Source organism: Pseudomonas syringae pv. tagetis (genome assembly GCF_022557255.1).
GTDB lineage: Bacteria > Pseudomonadota > Gammaproteobacteria > Pseudomonadales > Pseudomonadaceae > Aquipseudomonas > Aquipseudomonas caricapapayae.
Genome location: NZ_CP092923.1, coordinates 5,332,691 through 5,351,417, shown reverse-complemented (window position 1 = coordinate 5,351,417; position 18,727 = coordinate 5,332,691). Strand labels below are relative to the sequence as shown.

At 60.5% G+C, this 18,727-nt stretch carries 17 protein-coding genes; 14 read left to right on the top strand and 3 right to left on the bottom strand.

Going from position 1 to position 18,727, the window contains the following annotated elements; all coding sequences use genetic code 11:
- The first annotated feature begins 116 nt into the window (after positions 1-116).
- From MME58_RS23995 to MME58_RS23970, 6 genes are read left to right on the top strand one after another with little or no spacing between them, the layout of a single operon-like run.
- Complete coding sequence (locus MME58_RS23995) at positions 117-1,136, top strand: LacI family DNA-binding transcriptional regulator (RefSeq protein WP_055007169.1); 1,020 nt, start codon at positions 117-119, stop codon at positions 1,134-1,136.
- On the top strand, positions 1,120-2,121 hold the full coding sequence (locus tag MME58_RS23990) for an ABC transporter substrate-binding protein (protein ID WP_055007168.1): 1,002 nt from the start codon (positions 1,120-1,122) through the stop codon (positions 2,119-2,121). Before MME58_RS23995 ends, MME58_RS23990 begins: the two co-directional genes overlap by 17 nt.
- Complete coding sequence (locus MME58_RS23985) at positions 2,121-2,984, top strand: ABC transporter permease (protein WP_055007167.1); 864 nt, start codon at positions 2,121-2,123, stop codon at positions 2,982-2,984. The genes MME58_RS23990 and MME58_RS23985 overlap by 1 nt, the downstream gene beginning before the upstream one ends.
- Positions 2,981-3,775, top strand: a complete 795-nt coding sequence (locus tag MME58_RS23980) for an ABC transporter permease (RefSeq protein WP_055007166.1) — start codon at positions 2,981-2,983, stop codon at positions 3,773-3,775. The genes MME58_RS23985 and MME58_RS23980 overlap by 4 nt, the downstream gene beginning before the upstream one ends.
- Positions 3,772-4,815 (top strand): ABC transporter ATP-binding protein, encoded by a 1,044-nt coding sequence (locus tag MME58_RS23975; RefSeq protein WP_055007165.1) that lies wholly within the window; start codon positions 3,772-3,774, stop codon positions 4,813-4,815. The genes MME58_RS23980 and MME58_RS23975 overlap by 4 nt, the downstream gene beginning before the upstream one ends.
- 24 nt (positions 4,816-4,839) lie before the next feature.
- Complete coding sequence (locus tag MME58_RS23970) at positions 4,840-5,673, top strand: phosphodiesterase (protein WP_054985670.1); 834 nt, start codon at positions 4,840-4,842, stop codon at positions 5,671-5,673.
- A gap of 199 nt (positions 5,674-5,872) precedes the next feature.
- Here the strand turns inward: MME58_RS23970 and MME58_RS23965 are convergent, their stop codons facing one another.
- The 3 genes from MME58_RS23965 to MME58_RS23955 all read right to left on the bottom strand — a co-directional run bounded on the left by MME58_RS23965 (position 5,873) and on the right by MME58_RS23955 (position 9,613).
- The gene (locus tag MME58_RS23965) at positions 5,873-7,789 is read right to left on the bottom strand and encodes a PhoX family protein (RefSeq protein WP_055007172.1); all 1,917 of its coding nucleotides are present in this window, start codon (positions 7,787-7,789) and stop codon (positions 5,873-5,875) included.
- An 81-nt stretch (positions 7,790-7,870) separates the two neighbouring features.
- The gene (locus tag MME58_RS23960) at positions 7,871-8,635 is read right to left on the bottom strand and encodes a TOBE domain-containing protein (RefSeq protein ID WP_055007164.1); all 765 of its coding nucleotides are present in this window, start codon (positions 8,633-8,635) and stop codon (positions 7,871-7,873) included.
- Between the two features lie 243 nt (positions 8,636-8,878).
- Positions 8,879-9,613, bottom strand: coding sequence for a ComF family protein (locus MME58_RS23955; protein ID WP_054985668.1), 735 nt, complete (start codon positions 9,611-9,613; stop codon positions 8,879-8,881).
- Positions 9,614-9,703: 90 nt separating this feature from the next.
- On the opposite strand from MME58_RS23955, the gene bioB reads away from it, so the two are divergent.
- The 8 genes from bioB (at position 9,704) to MME58_RS23915 (ending at position 18,572) form a co-directional block, all read left to right on the top strand.
- On the top strand, positions 9,704-10,762 hold the full coding sequence (gene bioB, locus MME58_RS23950) for a biotin synthase BioB (RefSeq protein ID WP_054985667.1): 1,059 nt from the start codon (positions 9,704-9,706) through the stop codon (positions 10,760-10,762).
- A 63-nt stretch (positions 10,763-10,825) separates the two neighbouring features.
- Positions 10,826-12,016 carry an 8-amino-7-oxononanoate synthase gene (gene bioF / locus MME58_RS23945; RefSeq protein ID WP_054985666.1) on the top strand — a complete coding sequence of 397 codons (1,191 nt, stop codon included), beginning with the start codon at positions 10,826-10,828 and terminating at the stop codon, positions 12,014-12,016.
- A complete protein-coding gene (locus tag MME58_RS23940; protein ID WP_055007163.1) occupies positions 12,009-12,740 on the top strand; it encodes an alpha/beta fold hydrolase in 732 nt (243 codons plus the stop codon). Before bioF ends, MME58_RS23940 begins: the two co-directional genes overlap by 8 nt.
- On the top strand, positions 12,733-13,545 hold the full coding sequence (bioC, locus tag MME58_RS23935; protein WP_054985664.1) for a malonyl-ACP O-methyltransferase BioC: 813 nt from the start codon (positions 12,733-12,735) through the stop codon (positions 13,543-13,545). Before MME58_RS23940 ends, bioC begins: the two co-directional genes overlap by 8 nt.
- 28 nt (positions 13,546-13,573) lie before the next feature.
- Entirely contained in the window at positions 13,574-14,254 is a 681-nt protein-coding gene (gene bioD / locus MME58_RS23930; protein ID WP_054985663.1) for a dethiobiotin synthase, read from the top strand.
- A 154-nt stretch (positions 14,255-14,408) separates the two neighbouring features.
- Positions 14,409-14,705 carry a hypothetical protein gene (locus tag MME58_RS23925; RefSeq protein WP_054985662.1) on the top strand — a complete coding sequence of 99 codons (297 nt, stop codon included), beginning with the start codon at positions 14,409-14,411 and terminating at the stop codon, positions 14,703-14,705.
- A 348-nt stretch (positions 14,706-15,053) separates the two neighbouring features.
- The gene (locus MME58_RS23920) at positions 15,054-16,859 is read left to right on the top strand and encodes a phenylacyl-CoA dehydrogenase (RefSeq protein WP_055007162.1); all 1,806 of its coding nucleotides are present in this window, start codon (positions 15,054-15,056) and stop codon (positions 16,857-16,859) included.
- Between the two features lie 414 nt (positions 16,860-17,273).
- Positions 17,274-18,572: a GGDEF domain-containing protein gene (locus MME58_RS23915; protein WP_055007161.1), complete on the top strand. Its 1,299-nt coding sequence runs from the start codon at positions 17,274-17,276 to the stop codon at positions 18,570-18,572.
- Positions 18,573-18,727 lie beyond the last annotated feature (155 nt).

Here is an 18,727-nt window from a genome sequence, read left to right as displayed (position 1 = left end):
TCCTTTTAATGTGCGGGCAGGCTCGTTTGTCATCAAAAAGTCATGACCTGTTAGTCATATAGCCATGTTCGCTGCCTACAGTCGCCGTCAATGAGATCGATCTCAAGCGAGCGACAATGACAGATCTGAAGCAGGTTGCGCGTCTGGCCGGGGTTTCCCGGGCCACCGCTGCACGCGCCTTTGCAAGCCCCGACGTAGTGCGTTCCGAAACCCGTGAGCGGGTGTTCGCGGCCGCTCGTGCCTTGGGTTTTCGTCCAAACCGGCTGGGACGCCAGCTCCGATTGCAAACCACCAACCTGATTGGCGTGGTGGTGCCCAACCTGCTCAACCCGGTGTTTGCCGAACAGTTTCAGGCCATGGAGCGGGCGGCGCGAGCACGGGGCTATAACCTGCTGCTGGCAACCACCGACTACACCGCCGAGCGTGAAAGCGCCGTTGTTGAAGAACTGCTACGCCAGCGGGTCGACGGGCTGGTGCTGACGGTGACCGACGCCGAGCACAACCGTGTTCTGGAGGGCCTGGTCAGCGAAGACACGCCGTTCGTACTGGCTTATCACCAGACCCGCCATCCGGATTACAGCGCCGTGTCTGTGGACAATCGTGCAGGCATGGCGCTGGCGACCCGCTACCTGATCGATGCAGGCCATCGGCGCATTGCCATGGTGGCCGGCCCGGCCATGCAGTCCGACCGCGCCCGTCTGCGCTATGACGGGTATTGCGACGCCATGGTCGAGCGAGGGCTTGAGCCGCTTCCAGTGATTGAAATGCCTGCCCATACCAATGCCGATTTTGCCGCAATTGAACCGTTATTGCGCGGTCCTAATGCGCCCAGCGCGCTGGTCTGTTCCAACGACCTGCTGGCCATCAGCCTGATTGCCGAGTTGCGCCGCCATGGCTGGAGTGTCCCCGAACGCCTCTCGGTCATCGGCTTCGATGGCATCACGCTGGGCACGCAGATGCACCCGACGCTGTGCAGTGTGGTTCAGCCGATTGGCGAACTGGCACGCATGGTCATCGACCAGTTGCTGTCGCGGATTGCCGGCGCAGCACCGGTTTCTCATTGTCTGCCGTGCCACATCCGGCCCGGCGAAAGCACCCAGCCCTACCAGGAGATGCTTCATGTTACGCCTCAGTAAAACCCTCGCAGCATTGCTGTTATGCGGTGCGGCCAGCCTCGCCCAGGCCGCCGAAACCGCCATCTGCTACAACTGTCCGCCCGAATGGGCTGACTGGGGCACCCAGCTCAAGGCCATTGCCGACAGCACCGGTGTCCAGGTGCCGCTGGACAACAAAAACTCTGGCCAGGCGCTGGCGCAAATTGTCGCCGAGCAGGCCGCGCCAGTCGCAGACGTGGTCTATTACGGTGTGACCTTCGGCCTGCAAGCGCAGAAGGCCGGCGTGGTGGATACCTATAAACCCAGGCACTGGGACGATATTCCCGCAGGCCTGAAGGACCCTGAAGGACACTGGTTCGCCATTCATTCCGGCACGCTGGGCATCATGGTCAACGTCGACGCGCTCGGCGGTCTGCCGGTGCCGCAAAGCTGGGCTGATCTGCTCAAGCCTGAATATAAGGGCATGGTCGGTTATCTCGATCCTTCCAGTGCATTTGTCGGCTACGTTTCCGCCGTTGCGATCAATCAGGCCATGGGCGGCACGCTGGACAACTTCGGGCCAGCCATCGACTACTTCCAGAAACTGGCGAAAAACTCGCCCATCGTGCCCAAGCAAACCGCGTATGCACGTGTGCTGTCCGGTGAGCTGCCGATTCTGGTCGACTACGATTTCAACGCCTATCGCGCCCGTTACAAGGACAAGGCCAACGTTGCGTTTGTGATTCCGAAGGAAGGCACCATCGGTGTTCCGTATGTGATGAGCATGGTCGCCAAGGCGCCTCATCGTGCCAATGCCGAGAAGGTGCTGGATTACGTGCTGTCCGACGAGGGGCAAGCGCTGTGGGCCAAGGCCTACCTGCGTCCGGTACGTTCGAAGATGCCTGCCGACGTCGCAGCGCAGTTTCTGCCGGACAGCGACTACGCCCGTGCCGGTGTGGTGGATTACCAGCACATGGCCGCCGTGCAGGAAGCTTTCGCCGCCCGCTATCTGCGTGAGGTGAAGTGATGTCAGCCTCGCCGGGACACGCGCTGGCTCTGCGCAAGGGCGGATTATTCCGGCTGCGCCCGACCGCTGCGGTGGCGCTTGCTCCGGCGCTGGCGGTACTGCTGGCCTTCTGGTTGCTGCCGTTGACCCACCTGATCGTACTCGGTGCGCAAGGTGCTGATGGCAATGGCAGCGGTTACTGGCAGGTGCTGAGCAGCGCTCAATACCTGGGCAGCCTGGCGCAGACCTGTCTGTTGGCGCTGGTCGTCACGCTCGCAGCGTTGCTAGTCGGCGGCATCAGCGGTGTGTTTCTGGCTCGCAACGCATTTTTCGGACGCTCTGCGCTGGTGGCGTTGCTGACCTTTCCCCTGGCGTTCCCTGGGGTGGTGGTCGGCTTTCTGTTGATTCTGCTGGCGGGGCGCCAAGGCATCTTTGCTGCACTCGGGCTGCAACTGGCCGGTGAGCGATGGATATTTGCCTACTCGCTGACCGGGCTGTTCATCGGCTACCTGTATTTCTCGATTCCGCGAGTGATCCTGACCGTCATGGCGGCTTGCGAAAGCCTGGACCGCAGCCTTGAAGAGGCCGCTCATTCATTGGGTGCCGGTCATTGGCGGGTGGTGTGCGATGTGATCGTGCCAGGGCTGGCACCTGCGCTGGTGTCTTGCGGTGCGATCTGCTTCGCTACGTCGATGGGCGCATTCGGCACCGCCTTTACCCTTGGCACCCGCCTGAACGTTACGCCGGTAGCGATCTACAACGTGTTCACCAACTACGCCAATTTCACCGTGGCCGCAGCACTGTCGGTGATCCTCGGGCTGGTGACATGGGCGGTGCTGTTGCTGGCCCGTCGCATGGTCGGCAAATCGGGAGTCGTCCTGTGAAACGTTCTCCACTGTTTGCTGCGCAGCTGGCGTTCACGCTGTTGGTCTGTGCCTTCATGCTGGTCCCGGTGGTGCTGTCACTGCTTGCCGGGCTGACCCGCAATTATTTTCTGGGCTTGTCGAGCGGTTTGACGTTCGACTGGCTGGTGCAGGTCTGGCAGGCCTACTCACCGACCGTCTGGCTGTCCCTGCAACTGGCCGTGGCGTGCGCAATGTGCGTGTGCGTGGTCGGGGTTCCGGCGGCTTACGCGTTGGTGCGCATGAACAATCGCTTCAGCCGGGCCTTCGAGGAACTGATGGTCTTGCCCGTCGCCATGCCCGGTCTGGCCAGCGCCCTCGCTTTATTGCTGACCTATGGCCAGTTCGGCAGTTTTCGCAGCAGCTGGCTGTTCATTCTGGTCGGCCATGTGTTGTTTACCCTGCCATTTCTGGTTCGGCCGGTCATGGCGGTGATGCAGCGCCAGCAACTGCCGGTGCTTGAAGAAGCTGCCGCCAGCCTTGGGGCCGGACCGATCAAACGCTTTTTCAGCGTGGTGGTGCCCAACTGCCGGGCCGGGATTCTCGCGGGCGTGTTGATGGTCGTGACCCTGTCGCTGGGCGAGTTCAACCTGACCTGGATGCTCCACACGCCGATGACCAAAACCCTGCCGGTCGGTCTGGCCGACAGCTACGCCTCGGCCCGGCTTGAAGTCGCCAGCGCCTACACCCTACTTTTTCTGTTGCTGATTGTGCCGCTGCTGATTGCGTTGCAGGCCATCAGTGCGCGTCTTGCCCGTGGAGAGAGCCGATGAGCGGAACCACTATTCGCCTGAAAGGCTGCCGCAAGGCATTTGCCGACGGCACCGTTGCGGTAAAGGATCTGCACCTGACCATCGAACCCGGCGAAACGCTGGCGATTCTCGGTCCGTCCGGTTGCGGCAAGACCACCACCTTGCGGCTGATTGCCGGTCTCGAACGACCGGATGTCGGTCAGGTGCTGTTCGATGATCAGGACGTCACGCGTCTGCCCATCGAGCGGCGTGACGTTGGGATGGTGTTTCAGAGTTACGCGCTGTTCCCCAACCTCGATGTGGCCGGCAACATCGTGTACGGCCTGAAGATTCGCGGCGTGTCGCACGCCGAACGCAACAAGCGTTGTGATGAGTTGCTGGAACTGGTCGGCCTGACCGGGCATGGCAATCGCCGCGTCAATGAACTGTCCGGCGGTCAACGCCAACGGGTGGCATTGGCCCGGGCGCTGGCACCGCGGCCCAGAGTGCTGTTGCTCGACGAGCCTCTGGCAGCGCTGGATGCACAGTTGCGTGAGCGCCTGCGCAGCGAACTCGACCAATTGTTGCGCGGGCTGGGCATCACGTCTGTATTCGTCACCCACGATCAAGGCGAAGCCATGGCCTTGGGCGACCGGATTCTGGTCATGGAAAAAGGCTGCGTATCGCAGTTGGCGACGCCCAGAGAAATCTATCAACAGCCTGCCAATGCCTTCGTCGCCGGGTTCGTCGGCAATCTCAATGCGTTCAGTGTGGTCGAACGCACACCTGCCGGTCTCAAGGTGAGTGGCGGCGAGTTGCCGTGGAGCGGTGCGGATCTGCCGGGCACGGTGTATTGCCGTCCGGAACATCTGCGTTTGATGCCGGAGCACGACCTTCTTCATAGCCATCTTCAGGGACGCCTGGTCGGACAGTTTTTTCAGGGCGCACAAAGTCGCTTGCTGGTCGATGTCGGTGGCCCTCAGCCGCTGTTGGTCGACAGTACCGACAACGTAATTCATGCCGCCAACGCGGTCATCGCCCTGAATGTCGAGCCTCAGGCGTTGTTCTCCCTGCATTCCTGACATTGCTCGCCTAGAGAGATTATTTTGAATCGTCCGTTTCTTATTGCCCAGATCAGTGACCTGCACCTCAAAGCCGATGGGCGTCTGACCTACGGTGTGGTCGATACCCTGGGCGCATTGCGCCGTGCCGTGGCACATATCAACGCCAGCAAACAGCAGCCTGACATTGTGGTGATCAGTGGCGATCTGGTGGACTTTGGTCGTGAGGACGAATACGCCGTGCTCAAGCCTGAACTGGAACGTCTGCACATTCCGTTTTATCTGGTGCCCGGCAATCATGATGACCGGCAGAACCTGTTGGCGGCGTTTGCCGATCAAGTGTATCTGCCGTTGTCGGCCGGCGAACCTCTGGACTGGGTGGTGGAAAAGTACCCGGTGCGTCTGATCGGTATGGATACGACCATCCCCGGCGAGCATGGCGGGCGACTGGATTACTGCCAGCTGGACTGGCTGAATGCGCAACTGTCGCGCCGTGCCGATGTGCCGACCGTGATCATTCTGCATCATCCGCCGTTCATTACCGGCATCGGCCATATGGACCGTGAACCCTTCGGCAACGCGTCAGCGCTGGAGCGTGTGATCGCTCAGCACCCGCAAGTGGAGCGCCTGTTATGCGGACATTTGCATCGACCGATGCAGCGGCGTTTTGGCGGCAGTGTGGCGAGCATCTGTCCTGGCACCTCACATCAGATCGTGCTGGACCTCGACAAAGCCGCGCCTGCACATTTCAATCTGGAACCGGCAGGGTACGTACTGCACCACTGGGACCCGGAGCAGGGACTGGTGAGTCATAACGCAGTGTTTGGCGATCACGAAGGGCCATACCCGTTCTACGATGTGAACGGGTTGATTGAGTGAGTGAGTGAGTGTTCTGTGGCTGATTACTCCCACGCCCTGCGCTCAGCGTTCTACACAGCGTCCGCTTTTGATTCTGGCCGGAGGTCGTGGGAGTGGACTTGTCCACGAAGAAGCCGGTGCATTCTCCGAAAATGTATTGTTTGAACTACCGTCTTCGCGGACAAGTCCGCTCCCACAAAAATACACATTTTAAAGCCGATCAGGCGCCGATAACGCCGCCGTCTTCGCGGGTAATTACCATCACCGATGAGCGCGGTTTGCCGTTGGGCAAGTGCTCCGGGAAAGTAGAGCCGCCGTTTTCACCGGGATGCTGGATGCCGATGAACATCGTTTTATAGTCCGGCGCAAAGCTGATACCGGTGATTTCGCACCCGACCGGGCCCACCAGAAAACGGCGGATTTCGCCGCTGGCAGGGTCGGCGCAGAGCATCTGGTTGTTGCCCATGCCGGCGAAGTCGCCCTTGTTGCTGGAATCTCCGTCGGTCTGAATCCACAGGCGACCGGCTTCATCGAAGCTCAGACCGTCGGGGCTGTTGAACATGTTTTGCGCGTTGATGTTGCTCGACCCGGCCTGCGGTGTACCTGAATACACAGCCGGGTTGCCCGCGACCACGAACAGGTCCCACTCGAAGGTCATCGCCGAAGCGTTGTCGTCGTTTTCGTGCCAGCGCAGGATCTGTCCGTACTGGTTCTTGGCTCGAGGGTTGGGACCGCCGACAGGCTGGCCTTCCTCGCCGCGTTTGATGTTGTTGGTCAGCGTGCAATACACCTGGCCGTCCTTGGGGCTGACCACGATCCATTCCGGGCGGTCCATGCGCGTGGCCTTGACCACGCTGGCAGCCAGGCGTGCATGGATCAGCACTTCAGCCTGATTATTGAAGCCGGCCGCCGCATCGAGACCATTCTTGCCGTGGGTCAGTTCGATCCACTGGCCCTTGCCCTTCGGACGATCCGGGTTGCTGTCGCCGCTGTCGAACTGCGCCACATAGAGCGTGCCGTGGTCCAGCAGGTTGCGGTTGGCTTTCGGATTCTGGTGATCGATCTTGTCGCGACTGATGAACTTGTAGATGAACTCGCCACGCTCGTCATCGCCCATATAAACCACGGCGCGGCCACCCTTGGTTTGGGTAAACGCCGCGTTCTCATGCTTGAAGCGCCCGAGTGCAGTGCGTTTGACCGGTGTGGATTTGGGGTCGAACGGATCAATCTCGACTACCCAGCCGTGGCGGTTGACCTCATTGGGGTTTTTCGCAACGTCGAAGCGCGGATCGTGCGGGTGCCAGTTGATTTCCTTGCTGGCGGCAACCACGCCATAGCGCTTCATGCCTGCGTCGAACTTCTGCTCCGGATTGCTGCTGCCGAAGCAGTCGGTGAAGTTCTCTTCGCAGGTCAGGTAAGTGCCCCACGGTGTCTGGCCGCTGGAGCAGTTCTGAAATGTGCCGAGCGCCTGCGTCCCAGTCTTGTCGGTATCCGTTTTGAGCCAGTCGTGCCCGGCTGCCGGGCCACTCAGGCTGATCGGCGTGTTGCCATGAATACGACGGTTATAGCGCGAGTCCTGAGCGAACTGCCATTTGCCATTGTGCTGCTGAACCTCGATGACCGACACGCCTTCTGCAGCCAGGGCCTTTTGCACTTCTTCAGCCGACTGCGGCTCCTTGCCATGATCGAAAAGGTAGCGATAGTTGGTGTATTCATTGTTGATCGCCATCAGCGCGCGATCCTTGTGGCCTGGCATCGGGAACAGACACATACCGTCGTTGTTGTCGCCGAACTGCACTTCCTGGGCCTGGGCGGTGCCCTTGCCGCTCGGGTCGAAAGCCGGGCCGCCTGCCTGCAAGGGCTGGCCCCAACTGATCAGCACAGATGAGTTGTAGCCTTGCGGCAGGCTGATGCTGTCGGCGGTTGCGGCAGGGATACTCTGGAAACCCAGCAATGTGCCGGACGCTGCGCTGACGCTGTTCGCCAGAACCGTGCGACTCAACAGGTTGCCACCCAGAAACATCGCTGCGCCGCACAGGGCACCTGCGCTGATGAAGCCCCGGCGGGTGAGGCCGATCCGGTCTGTGCCGATCATGTGTTGCAGATCGGTGGTCTGATTTTCTTCTAATAGTTTCATCATCACGGCTCCCTCGAATATGGCAGCCACCTTAGTGCGCACATATGACGGAATTGTGTCGCGGTAATGACTTGCCAGCGCTTACATCGGTATCCCGAGCAACACGAACGAAGCGGCGAATCTTGCCTGCACGGCAACGCCTGGTTTCAATTGCTGCGCATGCAGGTGCGCCGGTGTCGCCAGGGCGCACAATGTCTGGCCGCTCGGGAGTGTGATGCGTACTTCGCTCGGGCCGTCCTCCGCTTCGATCACACTGTCGATTTGCCCGGCAAGGCAATTGTTTCCGTTTGTTTCTTCAGGGCCATCCGCGTGCAGTTCCAGCCAACCGGCCTTGATCAGCGCCACCACTTCGGTGCCGATCGCCAACTCAAGACGCAGGGTGCTGTCATGCGTGACTTGCGCGTCGATAAAGACCTCATCAGCCAGCTGCAGGCGAACCTGATCGTTGTGCCCCTGACGGGTGATGTTGACGATCCGTCCCAGCAACTGATTGCGTGCGCTGGTACGCAAGGTCAGGCGATTGAGCAGGTCAAGGTCGCTGCTGTCTTCGGCCGCTTCAAGCACCTGCGCCTGCAATGCCTGCACTCGCTGATAAAGGCGCAGCACTCGCTCGCCTTCCTCCGACAACTTCGCGCCGCCACCGCCACGACCACCGATACTGCGTTCCACCAGCGGCTTTTGCGCCAGATTATTCAGCTCATCAATGGCGTCCCAGGCGGCCTTGTAGCTCAACCCCGCGCTTTTCGCGGCACGGGTGATCGAGCCTTGTTCGGCAATGTGCTGCAACAGCGCGATGCGTTGCGGGCGGCGGACCATGTGTTGCGTGAGTAATGGAGGCAGGGACATGGTGATCCGGGGATGGCTGGTCAGAAGAGGGCAGTATGATCGCTCTTGTGCATGGCGTCGAAAAGCGTACGCGTGATGACTGTCGTACCAATGCTCCGCGTTGGCATGCCTTTCGTGATGCTCTGCGTCACCATTCTGCGCCTCACGGCATGCTCAAGTTCGGACGCCGAGCGTCCAGGGCTGCGCTATCACGCGGAGCGTGGGGGCGATGAGAGTCTTGAGGTTCCGGAGCATAGCGCCCAATCAATCGCCCGGCCTGGGCGTACGCGCCAGGCAATACACGTCCACTCTTCGCGCGCCGGCATTGTTCAGCAGGCGAGCAATCACCTCTGCCGTCGAACCGGTGGTCAGGACGTCGTCAACCAGCGCCAGGTGTCTGCCTTGCACCCAGTCGGGATCAATGAGAGTGAAGGCATCGCGCAGGTTGCGCTTGCGTGCCTTGGCGTTCAGGCCTTGTTGTGCCGTTGTTTCCCGGTTGCGCAGCACATGGTGTTCGTCGACAGGGAGTTGCAGCTGTTTACCCAGCCATCTGGCCAGCATCGCTGCCTGGTTGTAACCGCGCTGGCGCAAGCGTTTGCTGGCCAGTGGCACAGGTATCAAGTAATCGGGACGTGGCAGATCCTCCTCGAAACGATGTTGCAGAAACTGTCCACACAGTTCGGCCAGCAGGCGTCCCATCGGCCATTTGCCGTTGTGTTTGAAACGGGTGATCAGGCTGTCGACCGGAAAGTCGTACAGCCACGGGGTGATCACCTGAGCAAATCCGGGGAGCCGCTTGCAGCATTGCGCGCAGCTCAGCCCCGCCGCAGTCAACGGCAGCGCACAGTGCTTGCACTGCCTGCCGAGCCACGGCAGTTCGGCTTCGCACGGCACGCAGATGGGTACGGGCACCTCGCTGCGCTCATCGCATAACAAACAGGATTGTTTGTTTTTTAACCAGATGTAAACCTCATGCTGGTCGTTGGGTTGACAGCGCATGGCTCTTCCTTAAATATGCCCGACATCCGTGTAGCGCCTGTGGTCTTTACCGCCCTCGCGCATTGCCCAGAAACACCAAGGAGCCGCCCGATGAGCGCCAGCACCACCGCCACTTTGCGTCACGACTGGACTTTAGCCGAGGTCAAGGCGCTGTTCGTACAGCCATTCAATGACCTGCTGTTTCAGGCGCAAACGGTGCACCGCGCTCACTTCGACGCTAACCGCGTACAAGTCTCCACGCTGCTCTCGATCAAGACCGGCGCCTGCCCGGAAGACTGCAAGTACTGTCCGCAGTCCGGCCACTACAACACCGGCCTCGAGAAAGAAAAGCTGCTGGAAGTGCAGAAGGTTCTTGAAGAAGCGGCACGCGCCAAGGCCATTGGTTCGACCCGATTCTGCATGGGCGCGGCGTGGAAGCATCCTTCCGCCAAGGACATGCCGTACGTGCTGGAGATGGTCAAAGGCGTGAAGGCCATGGGCATGGAAACCTGCATGACCCTGGGCCGTCTCGACCAGGAGCAGACAGAAGCGCTGGCGACCGCGGGCCTGGATTACTACAACCATAACCTCGACACCTCGCCGGAGTTCTACGGCAGTATCATCACCACCCGTACCTACAGCGAGCGCCTGCAAACCCTGGCTTACGTGCGCGATGCCGGCATGAAAATCTGCTCTGGCGGTATTCTGGGCATGGGCGAATCCCTGGACGACCGCGCCGGGCTGCTGATCCAACTGGCCAACCTGCCGGAGCACCCGGAGTCGGTGCCGATCAACATGCTGGTCAAGGTCGCTGGCACACCGCTGGAAAACGCCGAAGACGTCGACCCGTTCGATTTCATCCGCATGCTCGCGGTGGCCCGTATTCTCATGCCGCAATCCCATGTGCGTCTGTCCGCCGGACGCGAGGCGATGAACGAGCAAATGCAGGCCCTGGCATTCTTCGCCGGTGCCAACTCGATTTTCTATGGCGACAAGCTGCTGACCACCGCAAACCCGCAAGCCGACAAGGACATGCTGTTGTTCTCGCGCCTGGGCATCAAGCCCGAAGCGGGCGAGGGGCATGCCGACGAAGTGCATCAGGCCGCCATCGAACAGGCGCTGGTCGAGCAGCAAAGCAGCTCGATGTTCTACGACGCTGCCTCTGCCTGACCCATGAACGGGCCGCTTTGTTGCGGCCCGTTTTGAACTGTCATCTTCCGGACCGGGGCCTGCATGTCTTTCGATCTCCGCTCGCGCCTCGACACCCGTCGCGCCGAACACCTTTATCGTCAGCGCCCGTTGCTGCAGAGCCCGCAAGGCCCGCAAGTGGTTGTCGACGGTCAGCCATTGCTCGCGTTCTGCAACAACGACTACATGGGGCTGGCCAATCATCCCGATGTGATCGCTGCCTGGCAGGCGGGTGCCGAGCGCTGGGGCGTGGGTGGCGGGGCTTCGCATCTGGTGATCGGCCACAGTGCGCCCCACCATGAACTGGAAGAAGCGCTTGCCGAGCTGACCGGTCGCCCGCGCGCCTTGCTCTTCTCCAACGGTTACATGGCCAACCTCGGTGCTGTGACCGCCTTGGTCGGGCAGGGCGATACGGTGCTGGAAGACCGTCTCAATCATGCCTCGCTGCTGGATGCCGGTCTGCTCAGCGGTGCCCGTTTCTCGCGCTATCTGCACAACGACGTGACCAGCCTGACGGGCCGCCTGGAAAAATCCGTGGGCGATACGCTGGTGGTCACCGACGGGGTGTTCAGCATGGACGGTGATATCGCTGATCTGCCGGCGCTGGCCCAGGCTGCGAGGGCCAAAGGTGCCTGGCTGATGGTGGACGACGCCCACGGTTTCGGGCCATTGGGGGCCAACGGTGCGGGCATTGTCGAGCATTTCGGTCTGACTATGGATGACGTGCCCGTGCTGGTCGGCACCCTCGGCAAGTCGTTCGGCACTTCCGGGGCGTTTGTGGCTGGCAGTGAAGAGTTGATCGAAACCCTGATCCAGTTCGCCCGTCCGTACATCTACACCACCAGCCAGCCGCCTGCATTGGCCTGCGCCACGTTGAAAAGCCTGCAGTTGCTGCGTACCGAGCATTGGCGCCGCGAGCATCTGGCGCGGCTGATCCAACAGTTCCGCCACGGTGCCGAGCAGATCGGCCTGCAACTGATGGACAGCTTTACGCCGATCCAGCCGATCATGATCGGTGATGCCGGGCAGGCGTTGCGGCTGTCTACGCTGCTTCGTGAGCGTGGCTTGCTGGTCACGGCGATTCGTCCACCTACGGTGCCTGCGGGCAGTGCCCGGCTGCGCGTGACCTTGTCTGCCGCCCACAGTGAGGCCGACGTGCAGCTATTATTGAACGCACTGGAGCAGTGCTATCCGCTGCTGGATGCAAGTCAGCCCTCGGAGCCCGTCCATGCGTGATCGTCTGATTCTGTTGCCAGGCTGGGGCCTGGGCATTTCTCCGCTGGAGCCGCTTGCCGCTGCGTTGCATGGGCTTGACGAACATTTGCGGGTTGAAATCGAGCCGTTGCCGGATATCGACAGTTGCGACCTGCCTGACTGGCTCGACGAGCTGGACGCCAACCTGCCGCACAATGCCTGGCTGGGCGGCTGGTCGTTGGGCGGTATGCTCGCGGCCGAGCTGGCGGCGCGGCGCGGCGAAGGCTGCTGCGGGTTGCTGACGCTGGCCAGCAACGCCTGTTTTGTAACACGGGGAGCGTGGCCGAATGCGATGCCCGCGCAGGATTTCGACGCGTTTTTGGCAGGCTGCGCCGTTGACCCGGACGCAACCCTCAAGCGTTTCAGCCTGTTGTGTACTCAAGGCGCAGAAGACCCTCGCGGACTTGCCCGATTGCTCAGGGCGGGTGCGCCGCAGAGCTCCAGGACGGCGTTGGTCGACGGGCTGAAAATACTCCAGCAACTTGATACCCGCAGCGCGCTGCAAACCTATCGCGGCCCCCAGTTGCATCTGTTCGCCGGGCTTGACGCGTTCGTGCCCGCTGAGGCCGCAAGCGATCTGCTCACCCTGTTGCCGGATGTCGAAGTGGGTCTGATCGAACAGGCCAGTCATGCATTCATTCTGGAAAACCCTCACGGAGTAGCCGCTGCGATCCACGCCTTTCTGCACGAGCTGGACGATGACTGATCTTTCTATGCCCAAACCGCCCTCTGTTCTGCCTGACAAGCGTCAGGTCGCCGCGTCCTTTTCCAAAGCGGCAGGCAGTTACGACAGCGTTGCCGAATTGCAGCGCAGCGTCGGCAACGAGCTGCTGTCGCGTCTGCCTGCGGAGCTCGTTCCGGCTCGCTGGCTGGATCTGGGGAGCGGCACTGGCTATTTCAGTCGGGCGCTGCATCAGCGGTTCGGTGGCAGCGAAGGCATCGCCCTGGACATCGCCGAAGGCATGTTGCGCCATGCACAGCCATCGGGTGGTGCGCAGCACTTTGTGGCAGGTGATGCCGAGCACCTGCCACTGCGTGATGAGAGTTGCGGACTGATTTTTTCCAGCCTCGCCGTGCAGTGGTGCGCTGATTTCTCCGCAGTGCTCCGGGAGGCTCACCGCGTACTGCAACCAGGCGGTGTGTTTGCCTTCGCCAGCCTGTGTGCCGGGACGCTGTACGAGTTGCGCGACAGTTGGCAGGCCGTGGACGGCCGGGTGCATGTGAACCGCTTTCGCCACGAAGCGGACTACCGTCAGCTGTGCGCTGCCAGTGGTCTGCGGGTTCGCAGCCTCGAGGTACGCCCGCAGGTTTTGCATTACCCCGATGTGCGCAGCCTGACGCATGAATTGAAGGCGCTCGGGGCGCACAACCTGAATCCGGGACGGCCCAATGGCCTGACCGGGCGCGAAAGGATCATGGGCATGGTCCAGGCCTATGAGGGCTTCCGCCAGAAAGGCGGGCTGCCCGCGACCTATCAGGTGATTTACGCGGTACTTGAAAAAGCCTTATGACTTCACGATGCAAGGACAGATTGTCGAGATGAGCACTGCCTATTTCATCACCGGCACCGACACCGATGCTGGCAAGACCACGGTGGCTGCCGGTTTACTGCATGCCGCGCGGCTGAAGGGCCTGAGCACCGCGGCGGGCAAGCCTGTGGCGTCCGGCTGCGTGGTGACTGCAGAAGGGCTGCGCAATTCCGACGCGCTGGCGTTGCATGCCCAGTGCTCTATCGAGCTGAATTACGATGAGGTCAATCCACTGGCGTTCGAGCCTGCGATCGCGCCGCACCTTGCGGCGGTTGAGGCGGGCGTGGTGCTGACTGTCGATTCGCTGCTGCAACCCATGCGGCACATTCTGGATAAACAGGCAGATTTCACCTTGATCGAAGGTGCGGGCGGCTGGCGTGTGCCATTGGCCGGGCAGAGTAACCTGTCCGATCTGGCCATTGCGCTGGATCTGCCAGTGATTCTGGTAGTGGGCGTGCGTCTGGGCTGTATCAATCATGCGCTGCTGACCGTCGAGGCCATCGCCCGCGACGGCCTGCACCTGGCAGGCTGGGTGGCCAATGTCATCGACGCAGACACCTCACGGCTTGAGGAAAACCTCGCCACACTGGTCGAGCGTTTGCCTGCACCTTGTCTGGGGCGGGTGCCACGACTGGGCGAGGCAAGTGCCGAAAATGTGGCGCAATACCTTGAGCCGGGCCTGCTGCGCTGACAGCCTCGCTATCTTGCTGACAGACAAGGCAGTTTTGGTTTTCTCAAGACTCAGGCTATCATGCGGCCTAGTGCCATTAGTCTATTTGTCGAGTATTTCTGCGCAAATGCTGGTTCAATGGCACGTGTTCGTTTTTTGAACTGAGGATCGGCTTATGCAAATCACCATGAACAACACCCTCTACCCAGGCCTTAGCGCTATGCAGGTCGGGCAAGGTCGTGTGGATCAGGCGGCCACCCAGATTGCCAGCTCCAACATCGAAGTGTCGGGCAGAAGCCAGTCTTCCGACTTTCAGCTTGAAAACCTGCGCTCGGTCGACCGTAGCCAGCGTTCCGACCTGTCAGCCAACATTGTCGAGCTCAACGCTGGCAAGACTCAGGTCGAAGCCGGGGTTGCGGTCCAGAAGGCCAGCGATGAAGCGCTTGGCACTCTGATCGACACCTACGCTTAACGCCCTTCGTTTCAACGCCTCGTGTAAAGCCAGCGCCGTGCCACCTGTGCACGGCGTCATTTTCTGAATTGCCCTCCATCACCTTTCTGTATCGTCCCGCAACGCTGTCCGCCCTCGACTAAGCTTGCCCTTACGGTTTTCACTGTGCCTGATGCCCTTGCCTGATCGGCCTGCGGAGCAGCGTGGACGAATGGCGCGCGCTTCGCTATTGACAAGGTTTGGGCGTAAACGTATGTTTCAAACACCTGTTTGACCGCAAGGTATACGAGATTGTCTGGTGCTTGAGGCTATGCTTTCAGCGACCGCCCGGTCATTCGTTCCAGGATTCATCAGCAGAGGTTTATCGCTATGCCTGACTACAAGGCCCCCTTGCGTGATATTCGTTTCGTCCGTGATGAGCTGCTCGGTTATGAAGCGCACTATCAAAGTCTGCCAGCCTGTCATGACGCCACTCCGGACATGGTCGACGCCATTCTTGAAGAGGGTGCCAAGTTCTGCGAGCAGGTTCTGGCACCGCTGAACCGGGTAGGCGATACCGAAGGCTGCACCTGGAGCGAGTCGGGCGTGAAGACGCCGTCCGGCTTCAAACAGGCTTACAAACAATTTGTCGAAGGCGGCTGGCCGAGTCTGGCACACGACGTCGCTCATGGCGGTCAGGGGCTGCCCGAGTCGCTGGGGCTGGCGGTAAGCGAGATGGTTGGCGAAGCGAACTGGTCGTGGGGCATGTACCCAGGTCTGTCGCATGGCGCAATGAACACCATTTCCGAGCATGGCACGCCCGAACAGCAGGACGCGTACCTGACCAAGCTGGTCTCCGGCGAGTGGACCGGCACCATGTGCCTGACCGAATCTCACTGCGGTACTGACCTGGGCATGCTGCGCACGCGCGCCGAACCTCAGGCTGACGGGACCTACAAGGTGACCGGCACCAAGATTTTCATTTCCGCTGGCGAACATGACATGGCCGATAACATCGTCCACATCGTGCTGGCCCGCCTGCCGGATGCACCGGCTGGGACCAAAGGCATTTCGCTGTTCATCGTGCCCAAGTTCCTCTCCGCTGCCGATGGCAGTGTGGGTGAACGCAACGCGGTCAACTGTGGTTCCATCGAACACAAGATGGGTATCCACGGCAACGCCACCTGCGTAATGAACTTCGACGGCGCTACCGGCTACCTGATCGGCCCGCCGAACAAAGGCCTGAACTGCATGTTCACGTTCATGAACACCGCGCGTCTGGGAACTGCGCTGCAAGGTCTGGCGCATGCCGAGGTTGCCTTCCAGGGCGGTCTGCAATATGCCCGTGATCGCCTGCAGATGCGCTCGTTGACAGGCCCGAAAGCACCGGACAAGGCCGCAGACCCGATCATCGTCCACCCGGACGTGCGGCGCATGCTGCTGACCATGAAGGCCTTCGCTGAAGGCACGCGTGCCATGGTGTACTTCACCGCCAAGCAGGTCGATATCGTCAAGTACAGCGAAGACCCCGAGCAGAAGAAAGCCGCCGACGCACTGCTGGCGTTCATGACGCCGATTGCCAAGGCGTTCATGACCGAAGTGGGTTTTGAAGCGGCCAACCATGGCGTGCAGATCTATGGCGGCCACGGTTTCATCGCCGAATGGGGCATGGAGCAGAACGTTCGCGACAGCCGGATCTCGATGCTGTACGAAGGCACCACCGGTATCCAGGCCCTAGACCTGCTGGGCCGCAAGGTGCTGATGACCCAAGGCGAAGCGCTGAAAGGCTTTACCAGGATCGTCCACAAGTTCTGCCAGGGCAACGAGGGTAACGAAGCCGTGCAGGAATTCGTGACGCCATTGGCTGTGCTGAACAAGGAGTGGGGCGACCTGACCCTGAAAGTCGGCATGGCGGCCATGAAGGACCGCGAAGAAGTCGGTGCCGCGTCGGTGGATTACATCATGTTCTCCGGTTATGCCTGCCTGGCTTATTTCTGGGCCGACATGGCGCGTGTTGCGGCCGAAAAACTGGCTGCCGGCACCTCGGACGAGGCGTTCTACCGTGCCAAGATCCAGACGGCGCGTTTCTACTTCCAGCGTATTCTGCCGCGCACTCGCACGCATGTTGCCGCCATCCTGTCGGGCGCTGCCAACCTGATGGACATGAAAGAAGAAGACTTCGGCCTGGCTTACTAAGCTTCGCTGCCGTCACGAAAACCGCCTGATCATTGATCAGGCGGTTTTTTATGGGTGCGTTTTAGCGCATTGCTGTATTCAAATTCCGGCGAGACCTGAGAAGGCGCTCAGGCCCCGCGCATGGTCACGAGAAGTGTCTTCCTGGACACCCCTCGTTCCTCACGCTCCGCGTGGGAGTGCATTTCGTGACGCTCTGCGTCGTCAGTGCCATCGCGATAAAAAAGCGCCTTTATGTGCGTCCCGAGCGGCATGCCAACGCATGGGCACGAGAAATCCCGCAATAAACATTTCCCGCTTCCTGCCGTTACAGAAATTAAGTTGTTTGTTGATCCTGCCGATGCATTGTTCGCTGGCGGAGGGCACAATGCCATCAAGTCAGTCACCCATTCAGATGCCGGGTAGGAGATAACCCTTTTGTTGCGTCCATCCGCTGCGCGATTGAGTCATTTTTTGCCTTCACTGGGCTTGCTGGTGGCGGGGCTCGCGGCTGCGTACGTCAAGGACCTGAACGTCTTCTTCACTTCGCTTTTCAATGTGCTGCCAACGCTGGTTCTGCTGTTGGGCGGTGCGTATTGCTGCGTTTACCGGCGTCAGCGCGAGCTGTTTCTGATGCTCACGGTGTACATCGCCTATTACCTGCTCGATACCCAGACTGACTTCTATCGGGACAACGGCAAGGTCCGTGATGATGCGGCGGTGATCTTCCATCTGGTCTGTCTGCTGTTGCCGGTGCTGTTCGGGTTGTATGCGGCGTGGGAGGAGCGAACGCACCTGTTTCAGGACATGGTCGCGCGGCTCGCGGTCCTGGTGGCGGTCAGCAGCGTGGCATTGGGTCTTGAACAAAGTTATCCGGTCGAGTTGCAGGTCTGGCTGGCAGACATCCGCTGGCCTGCGCTGCATGGTGCATGGATGAGCCTTATTCAGCTGTCCTACGCGATGTTTCTGGTGTCGTTCGGGGTGCTGATCTGGCAATACCTGGAGAAGCCGCGACCGCTGCACGCTGCACAGATTGTCGGTCTGCTGGGGTTGTTCTGGGCGTTGCCGAAAACGTTCATCCTGCCGTTCACGCTGAATATCCTGTGCAGTCAGGTCATGCTGATGATTGCCGCAGCCGTCGCCCACGAGGCTTATCAGATGGCGTTCCGCGATGAGCTCACGGGCCTGCCTGGTCGCCGGGCGCTCAATGAGCGCATGCAGCGTCTTGGGCGCAACTATGTGCTGGCGATGAGCGACGTGGATCACTTCAAGAAATTCAACGACACCCACGGGCACGACGTGGGGGATCAGGTACTGCGTCTGGTTGCCAGCAAACTGTCGAAAATCACCAATGGTGGCGGCAAGGCATATCGCTATGGCGGCGAAGAATTCGCTATCGTATTCGCCGCCAAGACCATCGACGAATGCATGCCGCACCTGGAAGCCATTCGTGAAACCATCGCCAATTACGAGATTCAGCTGCGCAACAAGGACAGTCGCCCGCAGGACGATCAGCAAGGCCGACAACGCCGCAGCGGGGCTCACTCAGGCAGCGTGTCGGTGACGGTCAGCATTGGCGTTGCCGAACGCCAGCCAGAGCATCGCACGCCCGAAGAAGTGCTGAAAAGCGCCGACCAGGCGCTGTACGCGGCCAAGGGGGCAGGACGTAACTGCGTGGTCGCTTATGGGCAGCTGAACCGGCGCGGTGCTGTGCGCACCACCGAAGCGGCTACCTGAGCAAATTCTGGTATTTCCCGTGACCTGTCCTGACTGTTGAGTCATGACACGACCCTATGTCTCTGAAATGTTGTTCGGGTAGACTCGTGAAACTCGACTGCTGATCTGCGTCGCCGCACGCACCTATCAGCCTCCAACAGAATTTCGCTCCGTTT

Coding starts and splice junctions, on each gene's coding strand:
- MME58_RS23985 (WP_055007167.1), top strand. CDS start 2,121: ATGTCAGCCTCGCCGGGACACGCGCTGGCTCTGCGCAAGGGCGGATTA.
- MME58_RS23960 (WP_055007164.1), bottom strand. CDS start 8,635: ATGTCCCTGCCTCCATTACTCACGCAACACATGGTCCGCCGCCCGCAA.
- bioB (WP_054985667.1), top strand. CDS start 9,704: ATGAGCGCCAGCACCACCGCCACTTTGCGTCACGACTGGACTTTAGCC.
- bioD (WP_054985663.1), top strand. CDS start 13,574: ATGAGCACTGCCTATTTCATCACCGGCACCGACACCGATGCTGGCAAG.
- MME58_RS23975 (WP_055007165.1), top strand. CDS start 3,772: ATGAGCGGAACCACTATTCGCCTGAAAGGCTGCCGCAAGGCATTTGCC.
- MME58_RS23940 (WP_055007163.1), top strand. CDS start 12,009: ATGCGTGATCGTCTGATTCTGTTGCCAGGCTGGGGCCTGGGCATTTCT.
- MME58_RS23965 (WP_055007172.1), bottom strand. CDS start 7,789: ATGAAACTATTAGAAGAAAATCAGACCACCGATCTGCAACACATGATC.
- bioF (WP_054985666.1), top strand. CDS start 10,826: ATGTCTTTCGATCTCCGCTCGCGCCTCGACACCCGTCGCGCCGAACAC.
- bioC (WP_054985664.1), top strand. CDS start 12,733: ATGACTGATCTTTCTATGCCCAAACCGCCCTCTGTTCTGCCTGACAAG.
- MME58_RS23995 (WP_055007169.1), top strand. CDS start 117: ATGACAGATCTGAAGCAGGTTGCGCGTCTGGCCGGGGTTTCCCGGGCC.
- MME58_RS23955 (WP_054985668.1), bottom strand. CDS start 9,613: ATGCGCTGTCAACCCAACGACCAGCATGAGGTTTACATCTGGTTAAAA.
- MME58_RS23920 (WP_055007162.1), top strand. CDS start 15,054: ATGCCTGACTACAAGGCCCCCTTGCGTGATATTCGTTTCGTCCGTGAT.
- MME58_RS23990 (WP_055007168.1), top strand. CDS start 1,120: ATGTTACGCCTCAGTAAAACCCTCGCAGCATTGCTGTTATGCGGTGCG.
- MME58_RS23925 (WP_054985662.1), top strand. CDS start 14,409: ATGCAAATCACCATGAACAACACCCTCTACCCAGGCCTTAGCGCTATG.